The following is a 16693-nucleotide window of genomic DNA, read 5'->3' on the forward strand; positions in this document are numbered from 1 at the left end:
TCGCTTGGGAAGCTGCGCGGGCCGGGGTTCCACTGGGCGATGTTGTGCTGTTGCTCGGTCGCGTCCAGCAGCGGCAATTCCCCGATGCGCCGTTGCGGATCGGCGACGATGCCTTGCAGCAAGTTCAGCCAGTGAGCGGCCAGGCGTTCGATGGTGCCAGTGTCGAATAAATCAGTGGCATAGGTGAATGTGGCGGCCAATGCGCCCTGGGTCTCGTGCGTGCCAAGGGTCAGATCGAATTGCGCCGTGTGCGAGCTCCAATCCAGGCTCTCGACATGCAAGCCTGGCAGTTGCAACGCTTGGGCGGCATCGCCGCTCTGGTGATTGAACATCACCTGGAACAACGGACTGTGGCTCATGTGTCGGTCCGGTGCGAGGGCTTGCACCAATTGCTCGAACGGCAAATCCTGGTGAGCCTGGGCGCCCAGCGAAGCCTGCTTGACCTGCGCCAGCAATTGATCGAAAGGCATTGCCCCCTGAATCCGCGCATCCAGCACCTGGGTATTGACGAAGAAACCAATCAGGCCTTCGGTTTCAAGACGGTTGCGGTTGGCCACCGGCACACCCACGCGGATGTCCGACTGGCCGCTGTAACGGTGCAGCAATACCTGGAATGAGGCGAGCAACAGCATGAACAAGGTGCAGCCTTCGCGCTGGGCCACGCGCTTGAGGCGTTCGGTCAGCCCGGCATCGATGGCGAGGTCCAGCCGCGCACCGCGGTAACTCTGCACCGCCGGACGGGCGCGGTCAGCAGGCAAAGGCAGCACTTCACCGCCATCACCCAGGCGTTCGGTCCAGTAACCCAATTGCCGCGCAAGCTCGCCGGCTTCCATCCATTTGCGCTGCCAGATCGCATAGTCGGCGTATTGAATCGGCAGCGCCTGCAGGTCCGGCGCCTGGCCGGTGCTGTGGGCAGCATAGAGTTTGACCAGGTCGTGAACCATGATCTGCGCCGATGCGCCGTCACAAATGATGTGGTGCTGGGTGAGCACCAGCACGTGGTCGTCCGGTGCCAGTTGCAACAGCTTGACCCGCAACAGCGGGCCCTGCTGCAAGTCGAACAGCGCAGTGATTTCAGTGTCAATCAACGCCTTGAGCGCTGCGGCGTCCGGCACCGCTTCCAGCACCACCGTCGTGACCGGCAGGCTCAGGCATGCGTGCGCAACCTGCAGCGGCCCTTCCGGCCCGTCGACAAACACCGTACGCAGCACCTCATGGCGCTCCAGCAATGCATCGAAGCTGCGCTGCAACGCCGGCACGTCCAGTGCACCGCGCAACCGCAGCGCCGTCGGCACATGGTAGGCCGCGCTGTGAGGGTCCAACTGCCAGAGGAACCACTGGCGCTCCTGGGCGTAGGACAGGCCGATATGCTCGAACTCGTCACGCATCGCCGGAATCGGCAACGCGGCAAAACTCATGTTTTTGCTGTGCAGCTTTTGCAGGAACGCTTGCCGTTGGGCGAGCGGCAAACGGATGAATCGCTGAACCAGAGACAGGTTATCGAGCTGAGTCATTTTCAAAGGGTCTCCAGGTCTGCCAGGAAGTCATGCATCTCACTCAAGTCTTCGCTGGAGTGAGGTGTCAGGTGCACCGCCAGTTGCGCGGCGTACTCCGACAGCGATGGGGTTCGAAATAAAAGGTCCAGGGGCACGGCTGCGCCTTGCTCCATTTGCAGGCGGGCTGTCGCTTGGGTCGCCAGCAAGGAATGCCCGCCCAATTCAAAGAAGTTGTCGTCGCGCCCTACCCGCGCAAGCTTGAGCACCTCTTGCCAGATCTGTGCGACGCTCTGCTCAAGCGCCCCTTGCGGCGCCACATAGGCCCGCAGCAACTGATTGGCGTCGGGCAGCGGCAAGGCTTTGCGGTCCAGCTTGCCGTTGGGCGTCAGCGGGAAGCGCTCAAGCAGCATCCAGTGCGCCGGAATCATGTAGTCCGGCAGGTCGCAGGCGAGCCGCGCCTTCAGCTCGTCGCGCAGCGCCACCAACGACTGCGCCTCGGCCGCCTCAGTACCGGCCGCAATCAGGTAGGCCACCAACTGCGTGCCACCCGGCCCTTGCTGAGGCACCACCACCGCCTCGCGGATCGCGTCCTGCGCCAACAGGCACGCTTCGATCTCTCCCAACTCGATGCGAAAGCCACGAATTTTCACCTGGTGGTCTGCCCGGCCGATGTACTCGATCACACCGTCGACGCGATGTCGCGCAAGGTCACCGGTGCGGTACAGCCGTGTGCCATTACCAAATGGATCCGGCAGGAAGCGTTCGGCGGTGAGCGCCGGCCGCTCGTGGTACCCGCGCGCCAGGCCATCACCGCCAATCAGCAATTCACCGATCAACCCGACAGGGTTCGGCGCGAAGTGCTCGCCGACGATGTACAGCGAGGTGTTGGCAATCGGCCGGCCGAGGTAAGGCAAGCGCTTGTCTGTGGTCAGTGGATAAGCCGCCGACCAGATCGTGGTTTCCGTGGGCCCGTAGAGGTTCCAGACCGGGCCTGCGACCGCCAGCAAGCGCTCGGCCAGGTCCTCGGCCAATGCCTCGCCGCCACACAGGCATGTGCGTCCGGCAAGACGCTCGGCCATGGGATGCTCAAGCAACATGCGCCACGTCGACGGCGTGGCCTGCACGATACTGACCTGCTGCTGTTCGATAATCCCCAGCAATGCTTCAGGGTCGTGGGCGCTCTGTTTGTCCACCAGCACCACGGCCGCACCGCTGAACAGCGCGCCGTACAGTTCCAGGCCGAAAATATCGAACGAGAAGGTGGTCAGCGACAGCAGGCGGTCACTTGCCTCGATGCCTGGTTCGCGGGCCATGCTGGCAACGAAATTCACCAGGGCACCATGGCGTACCATCACACCCTTGGGCTTGCCGGTAGAGCCCGAGGTATAAATGGCGTAGCACAGGTTATCGCCGTCCACCGACACCTGCGGATTGGCCGCCTGTTCAGGGCTGACCGATTCATCCATTGCACTCGCCAAGACGGTGTGCACCCCTGCCGGAATCGGCAACTGGCGCAGCAACGATGCCTGGGTCAGAAGCAACTGCAACCCACTGTCTTCAATCATGTGGGCCAGGCGATCCACCGGATAGTGCGGATCGAGCGGCACGTAGGCGCCACCGGCCTTGAGGATCGCCAGCAGCCCGACGATCATGTCCACCCCACGCTCAAGGGCGATACCCACCGGTTGGTCAGCGCCGACACCGAGTTCAATCAAACGATGCGCCAGGCGATTGGCCTGGGTATTGAGTTGAGCGTAGGTCAGCGCCTGATCAGCAAACAGCAGCGCCGTGGCATCCGGCGTCTGCCGTGCCCGCGCCTCAAACAGACGATGAATGCAGTGCTCGCCCGGGTAGACGCTTGCGGTGGCGTTCCAGTCCTGCAATTGCTGGCGGGTTTCACTCGGGTCCAACAGCGTGAGGTCACCCAGTGGGCGTGCGGCATCGCTGCTCATTTGCAGCAGAAGACGCTTGAGGTGCACGCCGATCTGCTCCACCGACACAGGTGTGAAGCTCGCACATTGATAGCTGAACTGCACGGTCAGCTCGGCGCCCAGGCCCACCAGCAGGGTCAGCGGGTAGTTGGTTTGCTCCAGATTGCCCACGGCACCAAAGCGCAGACCCTGAGGCGAACCTTTCTCCAGGGCTTCTGAAATCGGATAGTTCTCAAACACCAGGATGTTGTCGAACAGCGCTTCACCACCCTGCCCCGCCCAGCGCTGGATATCGAACAACGCGGTGTGCTCGAAGTCCCGCAACGCCAGGTTCTGCGCCTGGACGCTGTGCAGCCAATCCCCCAGGCTCTGCTCGGAGCGCGGGCTGGCAATGACCGGCAAGGTGTTGATGAACAGGCCAATCTGTTGCTCGACGCCTGCCAGGTCCGCCGGGCGCCCCGACACGGTTGCGCCGAATGCGACGCAGGACTTTGCGCTGTAACGCTGTAACAGCAACAGCCACGCAGCCTGGACCACAGTGTTGACGGTGACTTTCGCCTCTCGGGCAAAGTCGCCCAGACGGCGCGTTTGCTGCTCATCGAGGTGCAGGTGGTGGTGAGCGTAAAGGTGGGTGGCGATGGCCTGCGCCGGACGGGCAAACATCTGCGCCAGGCGAATCGGTTCATCCAGGGCGTGCAACTGCTCCTTCCAGAACGCTTCGCCGAGCGATGCGTCCTGCCGCTTCAGCCACGCGATGTAATCACGATACCGGCCAACGGGTCGTGCCACGGTTTCTGCGCTGTAGTGCTGTAACACTTCGCCGAGCAACTGCGCGCTGCTCCAGCCATCCATAAGGATGTGATGGTTGGTGTAGATCAGGTGATGACGATCAGTTGCCGTGCGTACCAGTACCAGGCGCATCAAGGGCGCGCAGTTCAGGTCCAGGCCTTGGGCGCGCTCTTCATCGGCAAGGGTTTGCAGTGCCGCATCCCGATCGGCGTGACCGCTCCAGTCGAGCACACGGAACGGCACCTGCACTTGACGCTGTACCACCTGCACCGGTTGTTCAAGATTGCCTTGCCAGATGAACCCGGTACGCAGGATGTCATGGGCATCCACCACGGCTTGCCAGGCCGCGCGGAAGCGTTGCGGATCGACGCCATCGATATCCAGGCGCATCTGGTTGATGTAATCGCCATTCCCCTGTTCGAGCAAGGTGTGGAACAGCATGCCCTGCTGCATCGGTGACAACGGGTAGATGTCGTCGATGCCTTGAGGTTCGAGCACCAGCGCATCGAGTTGGGCCTGAGACAGTTGCGCCAACGGGAAATCCGACGGCGTCACTCCCCGGTTGGAGTTGTCGCAGCAATGGCCGATCAGCGCCGTCAGTTCTTGCACATAGTCGTCGGCCAGGCGCTGGATGGTCGCGGCATCGAACATCGCGCCGCTGTAGGTCCAGGTCAGGTCCAGTTCACCACCGAAGACTTTGCTGTTGAGCGCCAGCGGGTTGCCGAGCGGCCCCTGCAGGTTGACTTCTTCACCGCCGGATTCGCCGGTCGGCACAAACAGGGCGTCGTCGGCGGTATCGAAGCTGGCGTCGAACTGACCGAGATAGTTGAAGGTCAGGCACGGTAGCGGCAAGGCTTGCAGAGACTCCCGTGTCTGTTCATCGCCCAGGTACGCCAGTGCGCCGAAGCCGATGCCCCTATGCGGAATTGCCCGCAGCTGCTCCTTGATCTGCTTGAGCGACCCAGCGAGATCCGCAATCGGCGACAGCCGCGCCGGGAACACGCTGGTGAACCAGCCCACGGTACGGGTCAGGTCGATGTGCTCGAACACGTCTTCGCGACCGTGCCCCTCAAGCAACACCAACGCATTGTCGTCACCGGTCCAGCGCGTTATCACCCGCGCCAGCGCGGTCAGCAATACGTCGTTGACCTGGGTGCGATACGCCGCCGGCGCATCCTGCAACAGCTGGCGGGTCAGGGCCCGGTCCAGCTTGCTACGAAAGGTCAGGGCCTGATCATGTTGCTGCCCGCCGTTCGGACGGTCATACGGCAAGGCTGGCGAAGCGCCCTGCAACTGTTGTTGCCAGAAACCCAGCTCGGCCTGCAGCGCAGGGGTTGTGGCGTAGCCCTGCAATGCCGCCGCCCAGGCCTTGACCGCACTGGTCCTGGCCGGCAACTGCACACCTGCGCCTGAAAGGATTTGCCGGTAAGCGTTCTGCAGATCCTCGAACAGAATCCGCCACGACACGCCATCGACCACCAGGTGATGGATAATCAGCAACAGCCGTTGAGTGCCGTCCGCCAGGTTCGCCAGCACCGCGCGTATCAGCGAACCACCGTTCAATTGCAGGCTGCGCTGGGCTTCGTCACCCAGTGCCTCAAGGGCTGCGAGGTCCGCGACCTCCACTGGCCACAGAAGCGTTTGATCCGTGTGCGCCGCGACGTCACGGTAGTGTGCCGACCAGCCGTCAGCCCGTTCGACGAAATCCAGGCGCAAGCTGTCGTGATGCGCCACCAAAGCCTCCAGCGCCTGCTCCAGTGCGTGTGCATCCAGTGCCTGCGCCGGCTTAAGCATCACCGACTGGTTCCAGTGGTGACGATCGGGAATTTCCTGAGCGAAGAATTGCTGATGAATCGGTAACAGCACCGTGGTGCCGGTTGCCGGTCGCTGATCGATCGACGGCAGCGTCTCACCGGTCTGTGCGACCACGGCCAGCGCCTGGATGCTCTGGTGCTGGAACAGGTCTTTGGGGCTGAAGCGAATCCCCGCCTGCCGCGCACGGCTGACCACCTGGATCGAAATGATCGAATCGCCACCCAGTTCGAAGAAGTTGTCGCTGATGCCCACCTGCCCAAGCTTGAGCACGTCTTGCCAGATCGTCGCCAGTTGCTGCTCCAGCGCGTTGCGCGGAGCGACGTAGGCTTGTTGCAGTTGACTGACATCCGGTTTGGGCAGGTTCTTGCGATCCAGCTTGCCGTTCGGTGTCAGCGGCATGCGTTCCAGAGACAAGACATACGCCGGCACCATATGCGCCGGCAATGAAGCCTGGAGCTGCGCACGCAGGTCTTCGCTGAAACCGGCACGGGTTGAATCGCCGACCACGTAAGCCACCAGGCGCTTGCCGCTGCCGGCACTGCCTTCCTGGGCCACGACCACCGCTTCGCGCACACCCTGGAGGGCTTGCAGCGCCGCTTCGACCTCACCCAGCTCGATGCGGAAGCCGCGAATCTTCACCTGATTGTCGATACGATCCAGATAGTCGAACGTGCCGTCGGCGCGCTGGCGCACCAGGTCGCCTGTGCGGTAAAGCAGGCCGCCAGCGGCGCTGAACGGGTCAGCGACAAAACGCTCGGCGGTCAGCCCCGGTCGGTTGAGGTACCCACGGGCCAGGCCGGTGCCCCCCAGATACAGCTCACCGGCCATGCCTTGGGGCAACAGGTTCAGGTCGGTGTCGAGCACATAGGCGCTGCGGTCACCGATGCGGCTGCCGATCGGCGCGTAGGCAGCACCGCACGGCACCTCGCGACCGGCCTTCCAGATCAGCGGGGTGACCACGGTTTCGGTCGGGCCGTAGCCGTTGATGATGTAGTCCGGATCGAGCGCACGCTTGACCCGCTCGAAACTGGCGTTCGGCACCGCGTCACCGCCAAAGCAATAGATGCGCACCTTCGGTGGATTGCCGACGCGCTCGGCATGTTCGGCCAGTTGTTGCAGGTACACCGGCGGGAACGCGACCACGGTCACGCCGTGTTCGATCATGGCGTTGTAGGTCTGCTCCGGCGTCCACAGCGCGTCGTCGCGAATCAGCAGCGAAGCCCCGTGAGTCAGGCTGGTCAGCCAGCGCTCGTGGGCACCGTCGAAGGCGAACGACATGAAGTGGAACTCACAGTCGCTGTCGCGCATTTCATAGCGCTGGCCGATGGCCTGGCAATGCATGGCCAATGGACCGTGGGCAACGCTGACGCCTTTCGGATTGCCAGTGGAGCCGGAGGTGTAGATCACATACGCAAGGTTGTGCGGGTCGAGCTGCACCGAGGGTGCCTTGATCGACTGCTCACGCAGATCAAGACGGTCCAGCTCCAGCAAGGGTACCGATTCGGCAACCGGCAGCTGCGCCGACACCGACGAATCGCTGATCAGCAGCGCCAGCCCCGAATCCTCGATCAGGTAGGCCAGGCGCTCGCGCGGGTAGAGGGTGTCCAGCGGCACATAAGCGCCGCCGGCCTTGAGCACCGCCAGCAACGCCACAATTACCGACTCGCTGCGCGGCAACGCCACACCCACACGGGTTTCAGCGCCAACGCCGCGGGCGATCAGCGCGTGGGCCAGTTGGTTGGCGCGCTGGTCGATTTCACCGTAGCTGAACTGCCGATCGTTGAAAATCACCGCTGTGCGTTGCGGGCGCTCGGCCGCCAGGGTGGCAATGCGCTGATGCACGCCGATGTCCACCGGGTACGGCTGTGGATGGTTCTGCGCTTGCTGGCGGGCCTGTTCGTCGCGGCTTGCCAGGGCGATTTCACCCAGGTTGCGTTCTGCCGACTCGGCAAACTGCTCAAGCAGTTGCAGCAAATGCGCACTGATGCCTTCGACCACCTCGCTCGCGAATTGGCCGCGGTCGAAGCTGTAATGCAACGCCAGCTGCCGGCCGAGGGTCACCGCCACGCTCAGCGCGTAGTGCGTCTGCTCCAGGTTGCCCACATCGCCGAACACCAGCCCCTGCCCGGCCTGGCTCAGCGCCTGGGCTACCGGATAGTTTTCGAACACCAGGATATTGTCGAACAGCGCTTCACCGCCCTGCCCGGCCCAACGTTGGATGTCCGCCAGCGGCGTGTGTTCGAAGTCACGCAGGCTGAGATTCTGCGCCTGCACCGTTTGCAACCATTGGCCGACGCTTTGATCGGGACGCGGTGCGCCGATCACCGGGAGGGTGTTGATGAACAGGCCGACCTGTTGCTCGATGCCGGGCAAGTCTGCCGGACGACCGGCCACGGTCGCGCCGAACGCCACCGCTTCGTGCCCGGTATAGCGTTGCAGCAACAGCAGCCACGCGGCTTGCACGAGGGTGTTGACGGTGATTTTCTGCTGGCGGGCAAACGCTTCCAGCGCCTGGGTGCGTTGCTCGTCCAGAGTCAGGTAATGGTCGCCGTGACCGCTCTGGCGCTCGCCAGCGGTGGCCGCGCGGGCCAGCCGGGTCGGCGCTTGCAGCGCGGCCAGTTGTTCGCTCCAGAAGTCCTGGCTCAACTGGCCGTCCTGACGTTGCAGCCAGGCGATGTAGTCGCGATAACGGCCGCCGGCATTCGCCGGTGTGCGGCCGCTATAGCGCTGCAATACTTCGCCGAGCAACTGCGAGTTGCTCCAGCCGTCCATCAGGATGTGGTGATGGGTGTAAATCAGGTGCCATTGGTCACTGCCGGTCTGCACCAGTACCAGGCGCAGCAGGGGCGCACAGGCCAGGTCAAACCCTTGCGCTCGCTCGGCATCGGCCAGCGCCGCGAGGGCCGCCGGCTGATCGTCACGGGCCCGCCAATCCAGGGTGGCGAACGGCAGTTGCACCTGCTTGTGCACGATCTGCAGCGGTTGCGCCAGCTCGCCCTGCCAGACGAAACCGCTGCGCAGGATGTCTTGCGCATCGACGGTGGCCTGCCAAGCGGCGCGGAAACGCTCGGGATCCAGGCCCTGCACGTCGACGCGCAACTGGTTGATGTACTCACCCGCCGCCTGTTCGTACAGGGTATGGAACAGCAACCCTTGCTGCATGGGCGACAGCGGATAGAGATCGTCGAGCTGGCCGGCCGGCACCGGCAGCGCATCCAGTTGCGCCTGGGTCACCCGCGCCAGCGGGAAGTCCGATGGCGTGGCTTGCGCGGCCGGCAAGGTGCAGCAGTGTTCGATCAGTGCATGCAGCTCGCTGGCATAGCGGTCCACCAGTTGCTGCACGGTCGCGCTGTCGAACATCTCGCGGCTGAAGCCCCAGCTCATCGACAGTTCGCCGCCATAGACCTGGCCTTCAACCGTCAGCCAGTTGGCCAATGGTGCCGCCAGATCCTGTGCCACACCGCTGGTTTCGGCAGACGGCACAAACAAGGCCGCGTCGTCGAACTGACGGTCGAACTGGCCCAGGTAGTTGAAGGTGATCCGCGGTGGCGCCAGTGCCGCCAGCTCGGCGCGTACTGCCGGGGACGCCAGATGACGCAGCACGCCATAGCCCAGGCCTTTGTCCGGCACCGCGCGCAGTTGCTCCTTGATCGACTTGATCGAACCGTCGAGGTCATCGCGGGCGGTGAGGTTGACCGCGAACAGGCTGGTGAACCAACCCACGGTGCGACTCAGGTCGATGTCATCGAACAGGTCTTCGCGGCCATGGCCTTCAAGCTCGATCAGCGTGCCTGCCTGACCGCTCCAGCGACTGATGGTGCGGGCCAACGCGGTGAGCAGCAGGTCATTGACCTGCGTGCGGTACGCGGCGGGCGCCTGTTGCAGCAACTGACGGGTCCGTTCGGCGTCGAGTCGCCACTCGATTTTTTCACCCTGCGCATTTTGCAGGCTGGCGTCAGGTCGGTCGCACGGCAGATCCTTCGCATCCTGATGCTGGGTTTTCCAGTACATCAGTTGTTCATCGAAGCGCTGCACTTGCTGTTCGAGCCGCGCAGTCCAGCCCTGGAATGCACTGGTTTTCGGCGGCAGCTCAATGCCGCCGCCTGCCGCCAATTGTTCGTAAGCCTGCTGCAGATCTTCCAGTAATACGCGCCAGGACACACCGTCGACCACCAGGTGGTGAACGATCAGCGCCAGCCTCTGGCTGCCATCGGCCAGCGTGACCAGCAAGGCTCGCAACAGCGGGCCGTTTTGCAGGTCAAGGCTGCGCTGCGCCTCGTTGCACAAGGTATTCAGGTGTTCCGCCGACTCGGCATCGCGTAGCCACAGATCAGCGCTGGCCACTGGAGCATCGTGTTTTTGCTGCCAGCCCTCGGTGCTTTCGGTAAAACGCAGGCGCAAGGCATCGTGGTGATTGATGATGTGCGTCAGCGCTGTATCGAGCCACTGCGCATTCAAGGCCTCACGGGGAGTCAGCAGCAGCGATTGGTTCCAGTGTTCGCGCACCGGCATCCCGCGGCTGAAGAAATGCTGCTGGATCGGCCCGAGCACGGCATCACCGCTCACCGGCCCCTGATCCACCGCCGAGCGTTTATCGAGGGTGGCGACCAGTGCCAGGCTGCGCACGGTCTGGTACTGGAACAGGTCACGCGGGCTGACGCGGATGCCGGCCTGCCGCGCACGGCTGACCACCTGGATGGAGATGATCGAATCGCCGCCCAGCTCGAAGAAGTTGTCTTCGAGGCCGACGCGCTCAAGACCGAGCACATCCTCCCAGATCGCCGCCAGGGCTTTTTGCAATGCATCCTGTGGCGCCACGAACGCTTGCTGCGGCGCAGCGTCCGGCAACGGCAAGGCCTTGCGGTCGAGCTTGCCGTTGGCGGTCACTGGCAGCTTCACCAGCGGCATCAGGTGGGTGGGCACCATGTATTCCGGCAGGCTGTTCAACAGCCACGCCTTGAGCTCCGGTTGCCACGGCGTGGCAGGCTCGCCTCCCTCCAGCACCAGGTAAGCAACCAACTGTTTACCCCCCTGCACCAGCACCACGGCCTCGCGCACCAGCGGGTGTTGCATCAGGCGGGTCTCGATTTCACCCAGCTCGATACGCAGGCCGCGCAGCTTGACCTGATGATCGAGGCGGCCGAGGTATTCGATCACACCGTCGGCGCGCTGGCGCACCCGGTCGCCGGTCCGGTACAGCCGCGCACCGTCATTGAACGGGCACGGCACAAAACGCTCGGCGGTGAGCGCCGCGCGGCGGTGGTAACTGCGGGCCAGCCCGGTGCCACCGAGGTAAAGCTCACCGCTGACGCCTGCCGGCACAGGGTTGAGTTGCGCGTCGAGGATGTAGGTTCCCAGATTGGCAATGGGGCGGCCAATGGGCACGCTGTCGGCACCTTCGTCGATGCAGGTCCAATGGGTGACGTCGATGGCCGCTTCAGTCGGGCCGTAGAGGTTGTACAACCCGGCGCCCGGAAGCTTGGCGAACACCTGCAACTGCGCATCCAGCGCCAGCGCTTCACCACTGCATACGATGCGCTTGAGGCTGGCGCAGGCCTGCACGCCCGGCTCGTGGATAAATGCCTGCAGCATCGACGGTACAAAGTGCAGCGTGGTGATAGCGTGTTCGCCAATGGTCTCGATCAGGCGAGCCGGCTCGCGATGCTCGCCGGGTGCTGCGACCACCAGCCGTGCGCCGCTCATCAATGGCCAGAAGAACTCCCACACCGACACGTCAAAGCTGAACGGGGTTTTCTGCAACACTGCGTCGCTGGCATCCAGGCCATAAGCCTGCTGCATCCAGCACAGGCGGTTGACCAACGCACGATGGCTGTTGCCTGCGCCCTTGGGCTTGCCGGTGGAGCCGGAGGTGTAGATCACATAGGCGAGGTTCAGCGCGTGCACGTTGACGGCCAGAGGCTCGCGGCCGTAATCGTCGAGCCAGCCTTGTGCCTGGTCGAGTGCGATGACGTTGATGCCGTCGACCGGCAAGGTCGACAGCAGGCCCTGCTGGCTGAGCAGCAGCCCGATGCCGCTGTCTTCGATCATGTAAGCCAGGCGTTCGCGGGGGTATTCAGGGTCCAGCGGGACGTAGGCGCCGCCGGCCTTGAGAATCGCCAGCAGGCCGACCACCATTTCGATGGAGCGCTCGATGCAGATCCCCACCAGTACGTCCGGGCCAACACCCTGCTCGCGCAGGGCATGGGCCAACTGGTTGGCGCGCGCGTCGAGCTGCGCGTAGGTCAACTGCGTCGCGCCGAACACCAGGGCAACGGCGTGCGGAGTGCGTTGTACCTGGTCTTCGATCAGGTGGTGGATGCCACGTTCGGTCGGGTACGCCTCGGCCGTCTGGTTCCAGTCATGCACCAGCACGTGCTGCTCTGCGGCGGCGAGCATCGGCAGTTCACCGATGCGCTGGCTGCCATCGGCGACCATCGCCTGCAACAGGCTGAGCCAGTGCCGGGCCATGCGCTCGATGGTGGCGGCGTCGAACAGGTCATTGGCATAGGTCAGCGCGGCGTGCAGGGTGCCGGACTTCTCGTAGGTGTCCAGGCTCAGGTCAAACTGGGTGGTACGGCCTTGCCATTGCACCAGGGACAGTTCAAGCCCGGAGGCGGTGTTGACCGCGGCGATGTCCGCCACTTGCGGCTGATGGTTGTACATCACCTGGAACAGCGGCGTGTGGCTCAGGCTGCGCTCGACTTTCAAGGCTTCTACCAGGCGTTCGAACGGCAATTCCTGATGGGCCTGGGCGCCCAGTGCGTGTTCCTTGATGCCTTGCAGCAACTCGTCGACGCGGGTTTGCCCGGTCAGTTCGGTGCGCAACACCTGGGTATTGACGAAGAAACCGATCAGCCCTTCGACTTCGCTGCGGTTGCGGTTGGCAATCGGCACGCCAACCCGAATGTCGCCCTGCCCGGTGTAGCGATGCAGCAGCACGTTGAACGCGCCGAGCAGCAACATGAACAAGGTCACATTGTGTTTTTGCGCGCAACTGCGCAACTGCGCAGCCAGCGCCGGATCAATCGCAAAGTCATGCCGGGTGCCCTGGTAGCTGGGCATCGCCGGGCGTGGATGGTCGATGGGCAGTTCCAGTACCGGGTGCTCATCTCCCAGGCGTGCCTGCCAGTATTCCAGCTGACGAGCCTGCTCGCCGGCCTCCAGCCAGCGGCGCTGCCACAGGGCGTAGTCGCTGTACTGGATCGGCAAGGCCGGCAGTTGCGGCGGCTCGTTGCGCTCATGGGCGTCGTAGCAGCGAATGAACTCGTCGATCAGCACGTTCATCGACCAGCCGTCGGACACGATGTGGTGCAAGGTCAGCAGCAGCACGTGTTCCTGCTCGGCCAGCTTGAGCAATTGCACCCGCAGCAGCGGGCCGTTGGCCAGGTCGAAGGGCAACAGCGACTGACGGGTAGCGGCCTGCATCACCGCCTGCTCACGCTCGGCGGGTGCCAGGACGCTGAAGTCCAACTGTTCGACCACCAGCGGCGACTGTGCGGCCACTTGCAACAGACGATCATCCGCCTGGCGCTGGAACACCGTGCGCAACGTCTCATGGCGGGCCACCAGGCTGGCGAACGCCTGCTCGATCGCCGGCAGGCTCAAGGCGCCCTTGAGCCGTACCGCGCCGGGCAGGTTATAGGCGCCACTGGCCGGATCCAGTTGCCACAGAAACCACATCCGCTGCTGCGCATAGGACAGCGCCTGCCGGTCCTCGGCCTCCACCCCTGCCGGGATCGGAAACCGGGAAAAATCCACCCCTTCCTTGTGTAGCGCCTGGAGGAACATCTGGCGTTTTTCCAGGGGCAACCCGATAAACCGGCGAGCAAGTTTCAAGGAGTCTTCAGCGTTCATTTCTTGGGATCCGGGGCAATAGGCAGGAAGCACAAAGGCACGTCGTCCCTATAAAACGAATCCGGAAGGGAAAAATTAGCGGGGATTGGGGGCGCAGACCACGGTGTCATCAAGGGTTACATCAAACACCGAGAGGCTCGGCGCGGCTGTCCTATCATTGACGCAACCCATCAATTGCAACTACATTTAGTTGCAGGCGAGAATCGCCGTGTCGAAAAATGAAAAGCTGCTGGCCAAACTGCTCAATGAGCAATCGGCCTTTACCTGGCCCGAACTCGTCACGCTGCTGCGGCGCCTGGGATACACGCAAATCGAAGGGGCGGGTAGCCGGGTCAGGTTCGACACAGGCGACCCCAGTGCAATGATCACCCTGCACAAGCCTCACCCCGGCAACGAACTGAAACACTACATTCGGCGCCAGATCATCGAACAATTGAAATCAGGAGAACTGATTCAGTGAACAACCAGCTGAAACACAAAGGCTACATCGGCTCCATCGAAGCCAGCATCGAAGACAACTGCCTGTTCGGAAAGCTGCTTTTCATCAAGGCCCTGGTCAGCTACGAGGGCAAAACCGTCGCCGAACTGGACGCCGCCTTTTGCACCGCCGTGGACGACTACATCGAGACCTGCCAGACCCTTGGGCAAGCACCGGAAAAGCCCTGCAAGGGTTCGTTCAACGTCCGTGTCGGCCATGAACTCCACCTGGCCGCCGCGCTTGCCGCGACCCGGCAAAAAGTCACGTTGAACGATCTCACGCGCCAGGCGCTGAACGAATTCCTGCAACATCGCGGCGCACTGGTGACCGGGTAATCACCCCAACCGCCGATACCCCAGCACCGCCGCCCCAAGCACCACCGCACCCGCCGCCAGCGCCACCCAGAACCCGCTGGGTGCGCCGAAGCGGTCGATCATCCAGCCGGAGCTGGCAGCACCAATGGCCACGCCGATGCTCAGGCCGGTGATCAGCCAGGTCATGCCTTCGGTCAAGCGGCTGGGCGGAACGATTTGTTCCACCAGGGCCATGGACACGATCAGGGTCGGGGCGAAGAACAGGCCGGAGATGAAGATCGCGGCTGCCAACCCCGGAATATTCGTCACCAGCAACAACGGCAGCGTGGTCACGGCGGTGGCCACGCCGCAGTACAAGAACTGGCGCGGCAGCGGTGCTTTCAACTTGAGCGCACCAAACGCCAGCCCGGCCAGGCACGAACCGATGGCGTATACCGACAATACAATGCTCGCCGCGGCGGGCTGGCCCTGATGCTGGGCGAACGCGACACTGACCACATCCACCACCCCAACGATGATGCCCATGGCCATCAACAGCACCATCAGGATCAACACCGAGGGCGAGGCAATCAGCCAACGGCCGTGCTCGGCGTGATGTTCATGCACCGGTGGCTCGGTCTGGCGTTGCAGCACAAAGGCGGTCACGCCCACTGCCAGAAACAGCGCGGCAATCAACGGCCCCGCTTCGGGGAACAGCAGCACGCACAGACCCACCGAGACCGGCGGGCCAATAATGAACACCACCTCGTCGAGCACCGACTCCAGGGCAAACGCCGTTTGCAGTTTGGGCTGGCCGCGATACAGCTCGGTCCAGCGCGCCCGCACCATGGCCGACATGTTGGGCATGCAGCCGGCCAGCGCGGCAAAGACGAACAGCGTCCACGTTGGCGCCTGCACCCGGGTGCAGAGCAACAGCAGCAACAGCGCGCCGCCGCCGATGGACGCGGCCACCGGCAACACCCGGCCCTGGCCATAACGGTCCACCAACCGTGAGACCTGGGGCGCGCAAAACGCGGTGGCCAGGGCGAAGGTAGCGGTCACCGCACCGGCCAAACCGTAACCGCCGTGCACTTGCGACAGCATGGTGATCAAGCCGATCCCGGTCATGGAGATCGGCATGCGGGCGAGCATGCCCGCCAATACAAAAGCCCTGGAACCTGGCGCCTGGAACAGCTCGGCGTAGGGGTTTGCCATGGTGTGTAACCTCTTCCTGAGCGCCCTGAAACTTGCTATTCGAGGTTTTCGGGGCAAAATACATACGGTGCGTATGTGACAAATCATGCGTAACATACGCGTCGTATGTCAATCACCTATTGTGAGCCTTACCCATGAGCCGAGCCCGTGCCGACATGATCGAAGACACCCGCGCCCGCCTGATCGCCAGCGCCCGCCAGGCCTTCGCCACACAAGGCTACGCCCAGACGTCGATGGACGATTTCACCGCTCGCGCCGGCCTGACCCGGGGTGCGTTGTACCATCATTTTGGCGACAAGAAAGGCTTGCTGGCGGCGGTGGTTGCGCAGCTCGACGGTGAAATGGATGCGAGCCTGCAGCGTATCTCGGAACAGGCGGTTGATCCTTGGGAAGGGTTTTGCGAGCGCTGCCGGGTTTATTTGCGTATGGCTCAGGATCCCGAGGTCCAGCGCATTGTGCTGCAAGATGCGCCGGCGGTGCTGGGTGCCACCGACCAGCAGCAATGCGTGGACTCGCTGCGCCAGTTGCTCGATGACTTGATGCAAGCGGGCCTCATCGAGCAGGCGTGCAGCCAGGCGCTGGCGAGGCTGATCAATGGCAGCCTGGTGAGCGCATCGTTGTGGATCGCCCAGGATGGAGACTCGGGTGTGCGGCTGGAAGAGGCTCTGCGAGGGCTGGAGTTGTTGTTGCGCGGGTTGAAGCCCGATGCCGTTCGCTGAACGAGTGCGGCGGGGGTGGTCAGGATCCAGGGGGGCATATCCATTATTTAGGTAACGGCCACCTATGGTTCCGCTCTTACAGCGGCTCACTTTGGAAAAGCCC

At 63.3% G+C, this 16693-nt stretch carries 5 protein-coding genes and 1 pseudogene; 3 read left to right on the forward strand and 3 right to left on the reverse strand.

The window, feature by feature from the left end; genetic code table 11:
- Together HX805_RS31435 and HX805_RS31440 are read right to left on the reverse strand one after the other, a co-directional pair.
- Positions 1–1361: pseudogene (locus HX805_RS31435) on the reverse strand (condensation domain-containing protein); the annotation flags it as partial.
- Between the two features lie 155 nt (positions 1362–1516).
- Entirely contained in the window at positions 1517–13885 is a 12369-nt protein-coding gene (locus HX805_RS31440) for a non-ribosomal peptide synthase/polyketide synthase (protein WP_177117626.1), read from the reverse strand.
- Positions 13886–14093: 208 nt separating this feature from the next.
- Between HX805_RS31440 and HX805_RS31445 the strand changes: the two genes are divergently transcribed.
- Both HX805_RS31445 and HX805_RS31450 read left to right on the forward strand, forming a co-directional pair.
- The gene (locus HX805_RS31445) at positions 14094–14345 is read left to right on the forward strand and encodes a type II toxin-antitoxin system HicA family toxin (RefSeq protein WP_177081934.1); all 252 of its coding nucleotides are present in this window, start codon (positions 14094–14096) and stop codon (positions 14343–14345) included.
- A complete protein-coding gene (locus HX805_RS31450) occupies positions 14342–14698 on the forward strand; it encodes a type II toxin-antitoxin system HicB family antitoxin (protein WP_177117627.1) in 357 nt (118 codons plus the stop codon). Before HX805_RS31445 ends, HX805_RS31450 begins: the two co-directional genes overlap by 4 nt.
- On the opposite strand, the gene HX805_RS31455 is transcribed toward HX805_RS31450, so the two are convergent.
- The gene (locus HX805_RS31455) at positions 14699–15871 is read right to left on the reverse strand and encodes an MFS transporter (protein WP_102369571.1); all 1173 of its coding nucleotides are present in this window, start codon (positions 15869–15871) and stop codon (positions 14699–14701) included.
- Positions 15872–16005: 134 nt separating this feature from the next.
- Here HX805_RS31455 and HX805_RS31460 point away from each other — a divergent pair, with 134 nt between their 5' ends.
- The gene (locus HX805_RS31460) at positions 16006–16590 is read left to right on the forward strand and encodes a TetR/AcrR family transcriptional regulator (protein ID WP_177081935.1); all 585 of its coding nucleotides are present in this window, start codon (positions 16006–16008) and stop codon (positions 16588–16590) included.
- Positions 16591–16693: the final 103 nt, after the last annotated feature.

Source organism: Pseudomonas sp. G5001 (genome assembly GCF_013385475.1).
In the GTDB taxonomy this organism is placed as follows: Bacteria; Pseudomonadota; Gammaproteobacteria; order Pseudomonadales; family Pseudomonadaceae; genus Aquipseudomonas.

Excerpts from the sequence above, each read along its gene's own strand:
- HX805_RS31440 (WP_177117626.1), bottom strand. The coding sequence starts at position 13,885 with ATGAACGCTGAAGACTCCTTGAAACTTGCTCGCCGGTTTATCGGGTTG.
- HX805_RS31455 (WP_102369571.1), bottom strand. The coding sequence starts at position 15,871 with ATGGCAAACCCCTACGCCGAGCTGTTCCAGGCGCCAGGTTCCAGGGCT.
- HX805_RS31460 (WP_177081935.1), top strand. The coding sequence starts at position 16,006 with ATGAGCCGAGCCCGTGCCGACATGATCGAAGACACCCGCGCCCGCCTG.